The following is a 15,365-nucleotide window of genomic DNA, read 5'->3' as shown; positions in this document are numbered from 1 at the left end:
CAAGGCGACCGAAGCCGCCCCGGTCCGGATCATTCGGCGGCAAGCGCGTGGGCGAGGTCGTCCGCATCCTCAGCGTTCGAGTCACCCGTGACGCCTTGCTCATCGTCGCCGGCGAGGAAGGCAGGCAGGATATCGGCCTCTGTCTCGAGGTCGGCGGCGTCTGCCTGCACCTCGTCGTCAATGGGGCCAGATCCACGCAGCGGCTCGGGCAACCAGCCGCTGTCGGCAAGCAGGCGTTCAGCTTCCCGCGCCATGTCGCCCTTCTTCAGATGGTCGATGAGCTGCGCGGCCCGTTCTCCTGCGCCCTCACGCACCGCTTCGAGGATCCGGGCCTTGGTGACGGCGCCGAGATAGTTGCCAACCGTCGGTCGCCAGCCCGTCGCCACCATGTCGAGCCCAGTCGCCCGCGCCAGTCGGTCGGCCTGGGCAAGGCGCACCTTCAGCCCATGCTCGCTGACGCCGTGGCCGCTGTACGGATTCGGCTTCTGGTAAAGGGCATTGACGCCGTAGCTGACGCAATGCGCCAGCAGCGCCATGCGGCTCGTCTCGTCGAGGGCGGCGAGCCAGTCCCAGAGCGCGTCATCGTCCTCAGGCAGGTCGGCCTTCCAGGCTTCGTGCCGCTCCTCGACCGAGCGAGCCGAGACGCTGTCCTTCAGATCGTCCGCCTGTGCCAGCAGATGGACTTCCCGCACGCTCGCTTCGAGCGCGCCGGTGGCCGAGACGTGGCGGAAGATGTCGTTGACCAGCTTGTAAAGCAGCGCGGTCATGGCGACGTGCGGATGGTTCGCCAACGCGTCGCGCAGCGCCAGCGTGCGGTGTGCCGTCAGTTCGGTCAGGAGCCGGTCCGGCAGCGGTCGGATGCCGTCTTCCTCCTCGGGCTCGGCCTGTGCAACCGACTTGCCGCCGATGGTGACGACAGCGCGCTGACCCGCCGGAGCGGCAAACGCTTCGCGTTCCCGCTCCTCGCTATCTGCTACGGTTGCGACCGCATCATCCTCCAGTTCCGGCGGGACCGGCGCCTCGTCCTCGGGCCGGACATAGCCGCGGTTGACCACCAGCGAGCCGTCGGCGCCGATCGAAACGAACACGCCCGCACGAGCGATCTCGGCCGGATCGTATTGGACCGGGCGCTCGTCGAAGACAGCCAGCGCCGTCTCGATCTCGCCGAGCCGCTCGTCCACCTCGTCGGGCAATTCGTCGGCCTCGGCATAGTCCGCTTCGAGTCGCTCCAGCTCGGCGTTCAGCGCATCCACCGTCGCCTGCTCCTCGTCGCTCAGCGCGGCTTGATGACCCACAAGTTCGCGCAAGCCGTGTTCGACGCCGTAGGGAAAGCTGACGGCCGCCTCGACCCACTTCCAGCCCTCACCGGCAATCTCGTCGGCCACCGACTTCAGCTTCTCCGACACCAGTCGGTCGAGCAGGCCGACGTCCTGCAGCCAACCACCGTCGTCGGACTGGAACAGGTCGCGCAGCACCACGCCGCCGGCGTCCTCATAGGCGGTGACGCCGACGAACTGTGCCCGCTTGTCGGACGCGCGGACCGCCTTTTCGGTCAGCATCCGCCGGATCTGCCACGGCTCCTTCTGCCATGACGCGCGGATCGCCTCCCACACCTGCTCCTGCCGCTGATGGTCCGGATTGACCGTGAAGGCCATCAGCATTTCAAGCGTCATGCCGTCCTCGGCATAGACGTCGAGCAGGCTCGGGGCGACGGAAGCGAGTCGCAGCCGCTGCTTCACCACATTGACGCCAACGAAGAAGGCGGCCGCGATGGCCTCTTCGGTCATGCCCTTGTCGCGCATGGCCTGAAACGCGCGATACTGGTCGAGCGGGTGGAGGGGTGCGCGCTCCTCGTTTTCCGCCAGCGAGATCTCCTCGATGAGGATGCCGCTGGCCGCATCGCTGACGACGCAGGGCACCGGCGCGGTCTTATTGAGGCGCTTGCCCTTCACCAGCAGCTCCAGCGCGCGGTAACGCCGTCCGCCGGCCGGCACCTCGAACATGCCGGTCTCCTGGCCCCCGCTGTCGAGCACGGCTCGCACGTGTAGGGACTGAATGAGGCCGCGCCGGGCGATGGACGCGGCGAGATCCTCGATCGAGACGCCGGCCTTCACGCGCCGGACGTTGGCCTGGCTCAGCACCAGCTTGTTGAAGGGAATGTCGCGCGCGGACGCGAGCGTGATCTTCTGAACGGCTGTCGCCATGTTCCGTACTCCGCGACGGGCGCCGAGAACCACTCTCGACCCGAAACCCGTCACGAAGCGAAGCGCCACCCCCTCACTCTGAGAGAGCGGCGCCGCAGAGCCGGAAAACCGGGGAACCGGAAAAGCACGGACGCATGAAGCCGGAGATACGGAATGCAGCATCTCCGGCTGCACGATCTTTAGGCCACCCGATCGAGCAGCTTCTTGGCCTGCCCCTCCATGTCGAGGCGGGCGTCCTGATGCGGCTTGTCGCGCGCAACCGCCGTGATGCCCTGCACGAAGTCGAAGATACTCTCCGGCGGATGGCCTTCCTCGGCCAGCACCGTCTCGATGACCTTGCCGGTCTCGGCCTTGGAGAAACCACGTCGGCGCAGGAACTCGGTGCGCTCCTCGGCGGTACGGGCGACGATCCGCTCGCGCGCGGCCTTGATGCCCGCGATGAAGGCGGACGAGGATGAGTCGGCGAAGGCGGTCAGCGCCGGAGCGGCTTCGGCCGCGAAGCGATTGGCGGCATACTTGGAGTGCCGGATGGTGATCTCCTCGAAGTGCTCGACGCCCCAGAGATTGCGATTCTGGCAAACTGCGCGGAGGTAGAAGCTTGCAATGCCGAGCGTTTTCGCCCCGACCTCCGAATTCCAGGCATAGAAGCCGCGGAAGAACAGGTCCGGCGAGCCGTCCGGTAGCCGTCCCGCCTCAATCGGATTCAGATCGTCGACCAGGAAGACGAAGATGTCCCGGTCGGAGGCGTAGAGCGTCGTCGTATCCTGGCTGACGTCGACGCGCGGGTTGTAGATGCCGGTCGACCAGTCGAGCACGCCCGGGACCTTCCACCGGGTGTCGCCCGTGCCGTTGCCGGCGATGCGCTGCACCGCCTCGACCAGCTCATAGTCGTAGATGCGGCCGTAATCCGGACCGGTGATGGCGCGCAGTTCGGTGCGACCGCCGGCGATCTCCAGCGTCTTCACCTGCTCAGCTCTATGGTGGAGCAGACCGTGCTGGAGGTTGATCGCGGCGATCGGCGCGGGAAGCTGGCGAAGGTATGCAGCCGGCGCGCCGACGAGACCGGCGAGCTGTCCGAAGCTCCAATGCGTGGGCGTGACCGGTGCTTCGGCGCCGGGCAGGATCAGCGACAGCCGCTCGGGATCGTCGCGACGCGCCTCGACATGGATGAGCGCGCTCTCCACGACGCGGGTGCGGCTGCGATCGGACCGGGCCTGGACGGCGGCGCGCAGCCCATCGAGCGACAGGAAACGCTCGTCCGCCGGTCGCGAGAACCATTCGGACGACACGCGGCCGATCCGCTGGCCGCGTGACACATCCACCTTGTAGCCGCCAGATCGATCGCGGCGGGCATCGAGAACCTGAATTCCAGTCATGGGGCATCTCCACGACGGGCGCCGCGGACACTCTCCATGGCTCTTAACCCGTCACGGAAACCGGCGCAGCCCTCTCACTTTCACGGGTGGCGGCCGGCCGGTCGCTGTCGACGGACGAAGCGGCGGCGGAGAGGGAGTGCCTTCCATGTAAAGTTCAGACGCCACACAACCCCTCGCATTCGTTCGGCCAGAGATCGAGTTGGCCGTGATCGGCATCGATGGACAGGTCGGCTTGATCGAGCGGCACTGCCGAGCGGTGAAGGTAAACCTCTCCCCGTAGACCACGAAAGCCGGTGCGGATCGTCCGGTCCAGATCGACGGCATCGGCCCAAGCCTCGGGATCAGAATCCCGCATCCGGCGCCAGACTGCGTCGGAATGGAATGGGCAGCCGATGCAGGCGCTTTTCGGCGGAGTCGGATAATCGTGCCGCTCCAGCCAGCGCAAGCAGTCCTGCCGGCTCATGCCTCGCTCGATCAGCGGCCAGCGGTTGACCTGCCAGTCCTCGAAGGACGGCTTCATCCGGATCGCCTCGTCAAACGAGATGCCCACCCATTGTTCAGCGACGGCGACCTTCGGCGAGCGCTTTCCGGCAATACCGAGCAGTTCGCGCACCTTCCGCCGGATCGGTACGATCTTGTAGTCGCTGGTGCATTGGCGGCGGATCATGCCGACGCCGACGCGCTCAGTCACAACGATCCGTGTCCCGACGACCGACAGCTCGCCGTCCTCGTCTTCGTCGTAGACGGGGAGTTCGGTCCCGGCAGGCGTGACGGTGCGGGTGAAGGCTGGAATTGACGCCCATCGCGCACCTTGGGCACCAGCGACGAGATCGTCACGGATGTTGCCGGCGGAGACGATGTGGATCGGGAACGGCAGGACGTTGGGGGAGCGCAGCCAGTCGAGATGCTCGTAGACGGCCTTCGGCTCCCAGCCAGTCTCGGCGAAGATGGCACAATCCGGCATCGGCCTGACCTCGCCATGTGCCGCCATCAAGGCGAGCGTAGTGGACTGAACACCGGCACCGAGTGAGAGCACGCGCAGGCGGATGCCGTGTTCGTCCGGGGCCGACAGGAACGGTCGTGCGGCCTCGGCGCCGACAACGGCGCGGTATGGTAGGAGGGACATCGCGGATCTCCGCGACGGGGCGCCGGAGGCCTCTCCTCCAGCCTGTCACCCGTCGCGGGCGATCCCGCGGTCCCTCTTCCTCTTCTGCGTCAGGAATGCCTGCCCGCGTAGGTGGAGGCCTGGTCCCCGAAGGGCTGTCCAGCCCAGGTCTTCGAATTTGGCAGGTCTGCGCCTCAGCCAGCCGTGGGACGAGCATTGAATCGTGCAACTGCCGTTGCCGCGGATATCGCAACCTCCGTTCCCATGGCTTTGGACAAGGCCCGGAACCGCCTGAGAACCGGATCGGCGACCGCGACTTCATCGACGAGGTTGGGAAGGCCGGCGGCATCGCATTCGGTCACGCGAAACTCGATCTCCTCGATGCCGGCATCGCCGGCCACAACGCGACACACTAATGACCACGGATCGATCTGCGAGAAAATCTGCTGCTGGACGGGCGTGGCGTTTTCCCAGTCCTGCTGCGCGATGTGATTGCCGAGGCTATAGAGGATTGGACGGCCCCTATAGGTCTCGATTCCGGCAGGACTGTGAGGGTGATTGCCCAGCACCAAGTCAGCTCCGGCATCAATCAAGGCACGGCCGAGCGGTCGCTGATACTCCGCCAGCGGGTTTCCCCGCCCAAATCCCCAATGGACGCTGACGATGAGGATATCGACCTCGGTTCGCAGGTCACGCACGCTCGCGCACAATCGCTCCAGGTCGTCAGGATCGACGCTGCTTCGCATCGGAAGCGGTGCCCCTGGTTCGGTCGCAAGAAGGATTGGATCGATCTCCGGCCATTGCTTGATGCGAATCGGAGCGATGCCGGGACGATGGTCGGTGGCGGCATAGTCAGGCGGAAGTAGGCAGGAGGCGGCGAGGATGCCGAGCCGGCGTCCTCCCACGTCACGCACGAGGGGCGCAACCGCCTCCCTTATGGTCGGACCGCCCCCGACGGTGGCGATGCCAGCGCCGCGAAGGTGATCAAGAGTATCAAGGAAAGCGTCTGCGCCGAAATCTTTGGTGTGATTGGTGGCGACGGTCATGACGTCGAACCCCGCGCGGCCGAGATCCTCGGCAATGGCGGGATCAACGAGATAGGCGATGGGAGCGTCGGTCCGATATCCGCGATGCGAGAATTGAACTTCGCACGATCCCCAAACCATCGCAGCCGTACGCAGGTATTCCAGCGTTCGCTGGTAGGCCGCGTGTAGCGGCGTGTTCTTGTCGAACAGACGATGGCGGATGACGATGTCGCCTACGCCGCTCAAGAGATAATGCGTTGCCATAGACCTCTTCCGTATAAGATTGAAACATCACGGCACGACGGGTTCCAGCGGAGATCGTGCCGAATATTCGCGATTTCCATCATGAATCTCATTTTACGGCAAGCTATGAGCATAGGCCGCGATGCTCAATTTGACATTATGATATTTTTTTGATGTTTTAATATCACCGCCTCGCTGATCAATTGCGCGTCGGCCACCGCCTGTATCGTTGAAATCGCTGATGCGAGGGGAAATGAATATCTTCAGCTTATCGAGTGCAACGGCGCAGACCGCCGTCGCACCGCACGAACTCAACGCGATCTACCGAAAGATCGTCGTCAGGATCGTCCCGATTCTCATGGTCCTGTGGGTGCTTGCCTGGATCGACAGGGTCAATGTCAGTTTTGCCAAGCTGCAGATGATGGACGAGCTTCGATTCAGCGAGGCGGTCTATGGGCTCGGAGCCGGCATTTTCTATATCGGCTACCTGATCTTCGAGGTGCCGAGCAACTTGCTGCTTCAGAAGATCGGCGCACGTCGCACGATTGCGCGCATCGCTATCGGATGGGGCCTCGTGTGTATTCTCATGTCCCAGGTGACCACGCCGATCATTTTCTACGGACTGCGGTTCCTTCTTGGGGCTTTTGAAGCCGGCTTCTTCCCAGGGGTGATTCTTTATTTGACCCATTGGTTTCCGAGCGATCGGCGGGCGAAGGTCTTCGGCATTTTCATGTCCTCGGTCGCCCTGTCCGGCGTCATCGGTGGACCGATGGCCGGCACCGTCATGAGTGGGTTCCACGACCTCCATGGTTTGGCGGGTTGGCAGTGGCTGTTCATCGTCGAGGGCGTCCCGACGATGCTGATCGGTGTCTTCGCGCTTTTCTATCTGACGGATCGGCTGGAGGATGCGCATTGGCTCACACCGGCCGAGCGCGCGACGGTTGCCGCGGATCTTACGCGTGATCAGGAGGGGCTCGGTCCGCGTGAGTACGATCTGCAAGCGCTTCTTCGCGATCCTCGTCTTTGGGTGCTGACAGCGATCTACTTCGGCATCATCGTCGCCAACGCAACGGTCGCCTTCTGGGGGCCAACGATCGTGCGCGATGCCGGCGTGGCCGATGTCGTGACGATCGGCTGGATCGTTTCGGGTGCCTCGCTGTTGGGATCGTTCGCTATGATCTTCAACGGCTTCGCAGCAGATAAGACCGGGCGACCGCTGCAACTTTGCAACGCATCACTCCTGGTTGCGGCTACTGCTTTCGTCGTCGTCGCCTTTTCCGTGGATGCCACCGGTTCGCTCACCATCACGGCGTTCGCGCTCGCGCTTGCCGGTGCCTATGGTGCGATCCCGGTGTTCTGGCAGATCCCCAATCGTCTCTTTGCCGGAACTGCTGCTGCTGCCGGAATCGCGATCATAAACTCGATCGGAAATCTTGGAGGGTTTCTGGCACCGTACGGATTGGGAATGCTGAAAACTTATACCGGTGACGTGACCGAAGGTCTTTTGGCGGTCGCCAGCATCGCGTTGCTCGCCGCGCTCGCGCTTGCCACTGTCATTCGACGGTTCTTCGGTTCGGGTTCTCCATGATAGGAAACGATGACCACGAGCGAGATTCATCGGCATCGAACCGAAACAGAACGCAGGGACCGAAACGCAGCCATGAACAAGACCAAAACACCGCCGAAAGTCCCACTTGGCGAGCGCGTCTACGAGGATTTGCGGACGGCGATCGTTTTGGGCGAACTGGCGTCGGGTCAGGTATTCAACGAAGCTGATCTTATCCAGCGTTACGGCGTAAGCACCTCACCCTTAAAGGAAGCGCTGACACGCTTGCGGCAGGACGGCTTGGTAAAAGTCATCCCCCGGCGTGGCTATACCGTAGCCGACCTCACCCTTCGCGACTTCCACGAACTCATGCAAATGAGACTGGTTATAGAGGGAGCGGCGGCGGAGCTTGCCGCCCCTCGCATTTCCGACGAGCATATTGCGGAGATGCGACGATTGTCCGCGACCGTTCTTATCGTCGCAAAACCGGCGAGTTATCGGCCGTTCATGCAGGCCAACCAGAGCTTTCACGAACTGATTGCAACGATTGCGGATAATGGGAGGCTCCTAAAGGCGACGAAGCAGACGTTCGATGAAGTGCAGCGACTGCTGTTCGCAGGTATCAACGAACAGGACGACAAGGATTTGTCGCACGATCACGATGAAATCATTGCCGCATTGGCGCGCCGTAATGGAGGAGCGGCACGTCAGGCGGTGATCCAGCACGTCAAGCAGTCGCGCGATCGCGTCATCGATAGGATGCTGCGGCGTGACGCGCGGCTGGATCATCTGACTCTGACCTGATCTTATAAAGGCAATCGGCGTTTTTGCATCACGAGTTGAAATTGATGGACGATTTCATCAGGTGCCGGCTAGCGTCGGTGGCGTCGCTGCTGCCTGCTTTGGTGTCTGCGTCCTCTCGGCGAGGGCGAGAGCGAGAACCACACCTAGCAGGAACGGATTCCAGCCGCCGGCACCGCAAGCGAGGAACAGGACGGAAAGAAAACCCGCGAGCGCGAGGGTGGGTCGCCGAATCCGTTGATCGACGACGCTGACGAGGAAACCCAGAGCCACAACGATCTCGAGCCACGGGATCGCGATATTGATGAACGGCTCCGCCGGGAGAGCGATCTCGGACACGATCCGTCCCATGAAGGGGAGAACAGCGGGCGACTGCGCTTGGGCCTTTTCGATCGTCGCCTGAAGGAAAGGACGGGCGTCGAAACCGCTCCAGACCTTCGTGACGCCACTGTACAACCAGAATGCCCCAAGGCCCGCTTGAAGGATGGGCAATACTCCCTTCAGAACGCGCTTCACGATCCGGTCCTCCGGATGCCAGCGTATCCGACAAAAGCGACAATCATCAAGGCCGCGAAGATCGTCGAGATCGACAAGCTCGACGTGATAGGGAGTGAGTTGATGATCACAGTCGCGATCGAGCCTCCGACTAGCATGAGGCATCCTTGCAGGCTTGCGGCGGCACCGGCCCGATCCGGGAAGAGCGACATCGACACTGACATGGAGTTGGAGAAGATGAAGCCCTGAGCGCAGGCGACAATGATCGTTCCGCTCAGAACAAAGGGAAGTTGAATCGACGCGCCGCCTAGCGCTGTTACAATGGTCCCGATTGCGAAGAGCGCCAAGCCACCGATAAGGCGTGTCTGGTTATCGAAAGTCGACACGAGAGCGCGATTGACAAGGGTCGCTCCAAGATAGGCGACACCGACCATCAATGCCGTGGTTCCGAAAAAAGCCGGTCCATGACCAAGTCGATCCTGCAAGATATATGGACCGATGACATTCCAGATCAGGAAGGTCGTGAAGCTCGCCGATAGCAGCGTAACCGCCGCCAAGAAACGTGGATGCACGATGATCGACAGATAACCCTTCAGCGTCGTTCCGATCGATCGCCGTGCCGTCGAAGCGAGCGTCTCGCGTAGGCCGAAGAACGCGGTGGCCAGCACGGCAACGCCATAAACGGCATAGAGGGCGAAGTTCCAGCGCCAGCCAAGGTTCTCTTCGATATGGCCACCAATGAACGGAGCGATTACCGGTCCGAGGCCGAAGGCGACGCTGAGATAGATGATCGCTACATGGAATCGGTCGCCCTTTACGGTGTCCACCAGGACCGCTCGAGCAACGACTTGGCACGCGCCGATGGCAAAACCTTGGAGGGCGCGCGCGAACATCAATGTTTCGATTGATGTCGCAACGACAGCCAGTAAGCTTCCCGCGACAAACACCGAAAGCCCGAATATGATCGAGGGACGACGCCCCCTCGCGTCCGCCATGAACCCAAAAAAGATCTGGCCGACCGCGTAGGAGATCAGCGTGATGCTGATCGTGTTCTGCATCATTTCAGCGGAGACGCTGAATTCCCGACCAATGGCGGGCAGGCTCGGCGCATAGAGGTCTATCGCGATGCCGGCGACGCTGTTGATGAGCGGAGCCAGGAAAATCAGGAAGCTCTCGTAGCGAGCGCTTCTTTTTGCTGGCTGCATGAAAATGGCGTCAGGCCGCGACGACATGAGAAACTCCAGGAGGTGGATTGATCGGGTGGCTGAGGATACCGGCACCGTGAGGCGGGCCGAAGCTGCGGTCGAGGGCCATGCGCCGGCGGTCAGCATCGGTCCTAAGAGCTTGTGCGAGCGGCTGCAGATCGAGAAGAATGACCCTAGGGTCGTTCTGGTAATAGGTTCCCCAATCGAGATGGGCATCGCGGCAGTGTCGCAACTCCGCGACGCCGAGTTCCGTGGCAGGAATGCCCAGCGCGTTCACGATCGATCGAATATGGGCTGTGGCCGTCATAAGCACGTGACGCAGGTTGCGTTGCGCGAGTTCGGATATGGTCAGGTCAAGCAGGCGAGAGCCCGAACCTGGTTCGAATGACGCGACTTGGCCAATCTCCACCAGTGCAGACCGATCCTGGTGCCCGCAGATGCGGCGTCCAGGCAAATAGTGCTCCGAAAATAATGGACCGCGGTCGCCCCAGCACAGCCCCAACGAAGCCAGACCCGGCAGCGAGCGGCTGGGGCCGAGCAGGCTCCAGAACTCGTCGGGGCGTGGTTGAGGACGTGCCTTATGATGCTGGAAGAAATGCGCCGCAACGCTTTGCTGAATGACGGCATATTCGGGCTGGCCGTCATGATAGGAGCGAACGATAGGCATGACTTTCTCCTCACGCGTAGAGCCGGTCAGCGAACGCATCGGCGATCAGGCTACGACGGGGGCGCCCGGTGACTGTGTAGTAGCGCTCCCGGAAATCGGCGATGTCTGGCTCGACATGGATGCGGGTGACACGCGCAAAATCGGCAAGCTTGGCGTGCCGGCTCTCCATCTCGGCCCGCACCGCCGCTTCGGACGCAGTCGAAAGGACAACGGCTGCGGGTTCGGGCTGCCCTTCTCCAACGACGATCATGTCGTCGATTAGCGGGCTGTCCTTGTAGATCGTCTCGACCCATTCCGGTGAAATGTTGCGGGCCGTGGAGAGAATGATGACGTGCTTCTTGCGACCCGTGATGAACAGGAAGCCATCGCGGATCTCGGCGATATCACCGGTATGCAGATAGCCGTCCGATAGATCGCACGCGGTATCGTCGGCGTTGTAATAACCGGCACAAAGGGTCGGCGTCCGGACGAGCAATTCGCCGTCCACGAAGCGCGGCTCGATGCCATTAAGCAGCGGGCCGGCCGATCCCACGCGCCGGCAGTCTGGTCCGTTAAGCGAAATGATGGAACTGTTTTCGCTGAGGCCGTAGGCCTCGTAGATCGGGAGACCTTTTCGGTCGAGAGACTCGAGAATAGCGATGGGCACTTTCGCGCCCCCGGTGATGATATGCGGCGCGGGGAGCCCGAATACTTCGACCACGCCGGTCTTATCAAGCTTCGCGTCCGCTTCCTCAAGGAGCTTGGGCGGTAAGTAAAGGAAGTCTGGATGGACCGCTTTCACAAGGTCGAGATAACGCGCTGCATTGCCGCTTTGCGCGCCATATTCGGGAACGCCTTTCGGCATCAGGGTTAGCGAGCCATTCGTGGTAAGAGGGAGGAAGATGCCGAGCACCTGTTCGATGAGCAGGCTCATCGGCACGATGGAGAGGTAGTTCAGTGGCCGATGCGGTAGCCGCTCCAGGACGTGATCGACGAGGATCTTCACGGCCTCATCTCTGATCTTGACGCCCTTCGGCTTGGAGGTCGTGCCGGACGTGTGAATGATGGCCAAGATGCCTGGTTCGATCCGCTCGCGATTGGCCGTGTCCTGTGGCGGACCAACAGGGGAGTCCGCAGTGAGGCAGAGTGTACCCGGCAGGATATGCTCGATTCGATTGGCTGTTACGGTGTCACCTACGAAGACCGCGGCGGCCTTGTTGAGCAGACTGCCGATCTGATCGTCTGAGAACTCGATTGGCACCGGCAGAAGGACGGCGCGTACCTCCATGATGGCGAACATGGTCGCCACCCAATGGTAGCTGGAGCGCATGGCAACGCCGATCACGAGACGATCGCAGTTTTCGAATGTTCGCTTCAGCCCCTCGGCGATCCGATCGACATCGGCGCGTAAGGTTGCGACCGTGTAGCTCTCGCCGCCCATTTCGCGGATGAAGAGATGGTCGGGCGTTTCGCGAAGTCGCTGTGCAACGAGGCCGCTGATCATCACAGCGCTCCTTTGCGATAGCTCTGCGCGCCGAAGATGCGGCGCGACGGATCATCAAGGTGGCGGCGTCCGTGCATCACCCTACTATTGTCGATGATGACGACGTCGCCGGTCTGCCAATCGATGTCGTAGGTATAGCGTTCGGTCAGATCGCGAACTTCATCCCAGATGCGGAATTCGATCTCCTCGCCGTCGGCCCATGTGATACGCGGAGGCTCATAGTTGATGCTCGGGCCGAGCAACGAATTGCAGAAGGCCTTGCGGCCGGAAAAGACGCTGGTCGTAATCGCGCTCGTCACGAACTCGCTGGCGATCAGATGGTCGTCAATCCGGCGATAGGTCTGCCCTTCGACGTGATCGTTGACGTGCTGCAGATGCGAGTCGTCGATGACGTCCTCTGGTACCCCGAGTTCGACACTCAGGAAGCGGCGCACATTTGTCCACGGAAGGCGCCGCGCATATCGGATGTTTCGGCTCTCGAATGCGCGTCGCGTCGCACTCGACATCTCGAACAGAATGCGCGAGCCATCGCACATGGTGGTTTGTGAGCCCGAATTGGCAGGCTTAAGGCAGAAGAACCACTGAAGATCCGGATTGAACGGGAGATTGCCGTTCTCGCGATGTAGACCCATCGCGTAGCGGCCGGCGTTGATCTCGGCTGTCGTTCGCGTCGCGGTCTTGCGGGCAGGGTCGAAAGTGACGCGGGCGGAGTGGCGCGTCACCAACTCGCTGAAATCTTCCAGCGTGTCGGCGAAGCCTCGGAAGATCAGGGCGCCGCTATGGGCGAGATCGTCATAGAGCGAATGCGTGTCGAGGAGGTGGATGAGCTTCGCATCGGGCTCGATAGCTTCGATCAGGTCGAAGCCATGGTTCGGTACCGGCAGGCGACTGTAAGACAGGGCAAACGATGTCGTTGGCGCAGCGTCGGAAACAATATCCAGCATATAACCTCCCATTTCTGTCAGCTAGGAGTCCTAGCGACGAAATGGGCGAGTCGATTTCAAAGTCTGAAATGCTGAAATGAAAATTTCGAATGTGCCGAAATAGGGAGTGAATTCAACGCTATTCAGGTAGGGGCCGGGAAAGCAAGCATGCTGTCTATGACACGGGCTAACTGTTCACGAAGCCATCGGCTTTCGTCGGCCCGCCGTTTGGACCAGATTACATCCAATGTGAACGTTGGGAAACCCATGGGCGGCTCGAACACATGCGCCGACTCCGGGATTTTCAGAAGGGGGAAAAGGCGGCGCGGCAGGGAAAACAGAAGTGGTGTTTTCTCGATGATATTCAGGCAGGCCTGATAGGTGTTTGCTCGCGCGATAATGCGACGTTGCCGCCCGATGGTGTCGAGCCATCCATCGACCATATTCGTCGTCGCATCCCAAGGCGTCGGGTGAACGTGAGGATGCGTCAAAAACTCGTCCAGCGAGATTTTCTTGCCTCGCAACGACGAAACAGAGGTTAAGCACACGAAGTCTTCATCGAGGACTGATCGCCATTCCAGTTCTGGATGGATGCGATGATAGCCGGGGCCGAAACCGAAGGCCAGGTCGAGTTTGCCGGCGAGAAGACGCTCGACGGGAAGCTCTGCGCCCAAGCGCTCCGTCTCCAGGGTCACACCAAATGGCGCCGCGACGGTCTCGACGATGCGCGGCAGCAGCAGAAGTTCGTAATATTCGGGTGCCTGTGTACGGAACGTGCGTCGGCGCATCTCGGCGAGAAGAGCATCTTCAGGTGCCGCACAGCGGTTGATGGAGTCGATGGCCGCCTGCACGTAAGGCGCAATAGCCTCCGCTTTGGGCGTTGGAGACATCGCCCCCTTTCTGACGAGGAACAGTTCGTCATCGAAGCACTCGCGTAGGCGCTTCAGGCTGTAGGAGATCGTGGATGGACTGAGCCCGAGTACGTCCGCGGTCTCGCGCGCGCTTTCGCATGACAGTATCGTCACGAACACCAGCATATCCTGGACATCGATCTGCCTCAGCGCGTTTCTGATCAGGGCAGCCATCTGTCAATCGGCCTCATGAGCACCACAACATTTTTCTGTCTCCAGCAAAGAGATAGAAGGAAAAATGAGCTTGGACTAGCGATCTATAACTATGCGCAGTGCACCGGATAGAGAAACGAATGACCGGGGTAATCACGGGCTGAATCGCCGTAATTCGCCGTCGACTGAGCTTGTGGTTCAGTGTGGATATTTTTAACCCTATAACCCTCGCTGGACATTACGAACTGCTCCATAAATTTTCGAGCCGTTTCCGCCATGCGATGGCCAGCCAAGGTCGGGGCAACGCCACTGGAATGGCGGATGAACAATGCAACGCCAAGTTCGTATTCGAGCTGGCGGATTTGCCGGCTGACGGAGGAAGGGTTGACATCAAAGAGCTTAGCTGTGGCACGAAAGCTGCCGGAGCGGGCAGCGGTGACCAAATAGCGGAGGCGCCGAGTTTCGATCATGCAACATTGCTCTCCAATTGGGGGGCGTTGATCATGAGGTGGCAAACGTCTGGGGTAAAGGGCTTCATTAGCCAAAGCCGGGCGTCCTCCGCCACGATCCTCTACCCTTGGCAGGCGATCCCACGACCCCCTTCCTCTGCTGTGTCAGGGATGCCTCCCCGTGGGGTGGAAACCCGGCCACAGCGCTCCAGGGTCAGCCGGCAGTCCGGCCCGGAGGGGACGCCCCGCGGTCTACCGGCTCGACCTGGCGAACATCTCCCGGAACAGTTTCTCCGAACGCTCGATACCTTCGTCGGTCAGCACGACGGATTTGGATTTCCCGACGGGGTTGCCAATCATCCCCTTGGTGTGGAGCCGGTTCATCGCCTCCCATTGGAAGCCCTTCCAGGCCCGTCCGTCACGGTCGAGTGTCAAATTGAGAAGTGCTAGGACGGCGTCGTCGATCCTGTCTTCGTCGATCTCCATGATCGCCTCACGCTCCGTCAAACGTCGATCGATGTGTCATTCATATCACACCTCACGAGAAAAAATCGAACGTTCCCGCCAAGCCTACTACGCCATAGCTTGCTGTCTGGCGCTTCCACGACGCTTCCACGGCCGTTCGGAGAGGGTGGACTCCGGACAGCGAAAAGCCCGCTAAGCCGTTGGCCGAGCGGGCTTTGATTTGGTTGCGGGGGCAGGATTTGAACCTGCGGCCTTCAGGTTATGAGCCTGACGAGCTACCGGGCTGCTCCACCCCGCGTTATCGCGTTTTTGCG

Annotated in this window: 14 protein-coding genes and 1 tRNA gene; 2 read left to right on the top strand and 13 right to left on the bottom strand. The window is 61.3% G+C overall.

The window, feature by feature from the left end; translation table 11 throughout:
* Nucleotides 1–29: 29 nt before the first annotated feature.
* From BMX61_RS18865 to BMX61_RS18850, 4 genes are all read right to left on the bottom strand, one after another.
* Nucleotides 30–2,204: a ParB/RepB/Spo0J family partition protein gene (locus BMX61_RS18865; RefSeq protein WP_075628775.1), complete on the bottom strand. Its 2,175-nt coding sequence runs from the start codon at nucleotides 2,202–2,204 to the stop codon at nucleotides 30–32.
* A 179-nt stretch (nucleotides 2,205–2,383) separates the two neighbouring features.
* Nucleotides 2,384–3,580 carry a DUF932 domain-containing protein gene (locus BMX61_RS18860; RefSeq protein WP_075628776.1) on the bottom strand — a complete coding sequence of 399 codons (1,197 nt, stop codon included), beginning with the start codon at nucleotides 3,578–3,580 and terminating at the stop codon, nucleotides 2,384–2,386.
* Between the two features lie 154 nt (nucleotides 3,581–3,734).
* The gene (locus BMX61_RS18855; RefSeq protein WP_075628777.1) at nucleotides 3,735–4,706 is read right to left on the bottom strand and encodes a hypothetical protein; all 972 of its coding nucleotides are present in this window, start codon (nucleotides 4,704–4,706) and stop codon (nucleotides 3,735–3,737) included.
* A gap of 173 nt (nucleotides 4,707–4,879) precedes the next feature.
* Nucleotides 4,880–5,974, bottom strand: coding sequence for a CapA family protein (locus BMX61_RS18850; RefSeq protein ID WP_075628778.1), 1,095 nt, complete (start codon nucleotides 5,972–5,974; stop codon nucleotides 4,880–4,882).
* Between the two features lie 232 nt (nucleotides 5,975–6,206).
* Between BMX61_RS18850 and BMX61_RS18845 the strand changes: the two genes are divergently transcribed.
* Both BMX61_RS18845 and BMX61_RS18840 read left to right on the top strand, forming a co-directional pair.
* The gene (locus BMX61_RS18845) at nucleotides 6,207–7,541 is read left to right on the top strand and encodes an MFS transporter (RefSeq protein WP_075628779.1); all 1,335 of its coding nucleotides are present in this window, start codon (nucleotides 6,207–6,209) and stop codon (nucleotides 7,539–7,541) included.
* A gap of 72 nt (nucleotides 7,542–7,613) precedes the next feature.
* Nucleotides 7,614–8,303 (top strand): GntR family transcriptional regulator, encoded by a 690-nt coding sequence (locus BMX61_RS18840; RefSeq protein ID WP_170854977.1) that lies wholly within the window; start codon nucleotides 7,614–7,616, stop codon nucleotides 8,301–8,303.
* A gap of 57 nt (nucleotides 8,304–8,360) precedes the next feature.
* On the opposite strand, the gene BMX61_RS18835 is transcribed toward BMX61_RS18840, so the two are convergent.
* From BMX61_RS18835 to BMX61_RS18795, 9 genes are all read right to left on the bottom strand, one after another.
* The gene (locus tag BMX61_RS18835) at nucleotides 8,361–8,816 is read right to left on the bottom strand and encodes a hypothetical protein (RefSeq protein ID WP_075628781.1); all 456 of its coding nucleotides are present in this window, start codon (nucleotides 8,814–8,816) and stop codon (nucleotides 8,361–8,363) included.
* Nucleotides 8,813–10,027 carry a multidrug effflux MFS transporter gene (locus BMX61_RS18830; RefSeq protein WP_210186293.1) on the bottom strand — a complete coding sequence of 405 codons (1,215 nt, stop codon included), beginning with the start codon at nucleotides 10,025–10,027 and terminating at the stop codon, nucleotides 8,813–8,815. The genes BMX61_RS18835 and BMX61_RS18830 overlap by 4 nt, the downstream gene beginning before the upstream one ends.
* On the bottom strand, nucleotides 10,011–10,667 hold the full coding sequence (locus tag BMX61_RS18825; protein WP_075628782.1) for a thermostable hemolysin: 657 nt from the start codon (nucleotides 10,665–10,667) through the stop codon (nucleotides 10,011–10,013). The genes BMX61_RS18830 and BMX61_RS18825 overlap by 17 nt, the downstream gene beginning before the upstream one ends.
* Nucleotides 10,668–10,677: 10 nt before the next feature.
* A complete protein-coding gene (locus BMX61_RS18820) occupies nucleotides 10,678–12,150 on the bottom strand; it encodes an AMP-binding protein (protein ID WP_075628783.1) in 1,473 nt (490 codons plus the stop codon).
* Complete coding sequence (locus BMX61_RS18815) at nucleotides 12,150–13,094, bottom strand: TauD/TfdA family dioxygenase (protein ID WP_075628784.1); 945 nt, start codon at nucleotides 13,092–13,094, stop codon at nucleotides 12,150–12,152. Before BMX61_RS18815 ends, BMX61_RS18820 begins: the two co-directional genes overlap by 1 nt.
* Nucleotides 13,095–13,216: 122 nt before the next feature.
* Nucleotides 13,217–14,158 carry a LysR family transcriptional regulator gene (locus BMX61_RS18810; protein ID WP_075628785.1) on the bottom strand — a complete coding sequence of 314 codons (942 nt, stop codon included), beginning with the start codon at nucleotides 14,156–14,158 and terminating at the stop codon, nucleotides 13,217–13,219.
* Between the two features lie 89 nt (nucleotides 14,159–14,247).
* Nucleotides 14,248–14,607 (bottom strand): LysR family transcriptional regulator, encoded by a 360-nt coding sequence (locus tag BMX61_RS18805; RefSeq protein ID WP_075628786.1) that lies wholly within the window; start codon nucleotides 14,605–14,607, stop codon nucleotides 14,248–14,250.
* Nucleotides 14,608–14,838: 231 nt separating this feature from the next.
* Nucleotides 14,839–15,072: a DUF6429 family protein gene (locus tag BMX61_RS18800; RefSeq protein WP_075628805.1), complete on the bottom strand. Its 234-nt coding sequence runs from the start codon at nucleotides 15,070–15,072 to the stop codon at nucleotides 14,839–14,841.
* Nucleotides 15,073–15,272: 200 nt separating this feature from the next.
* Nucleotides 15,273–15,349, bottom strand: a tRNA-Met gene (locus BMX61_RS18795).
* Between the last annotated feature and the right edge of the window lie 16 nt (nucleotides 15,350–15,365).

The sequence above is a fragment of the Xaviernesmea oryzae genome (assembly GCF_900109605.1).
Lineage (GTDB): Bacteria > Pseudomonadota > Alphaproteobacteria > Rhizobiales > Rhizobiaceae > Xaviernesmea > Xaviernesmea oryzae.
Note: the sequence above shows the minus strand (reverse complement) of the source record. Positions and strands in the feature narration are given on the sequence as shown.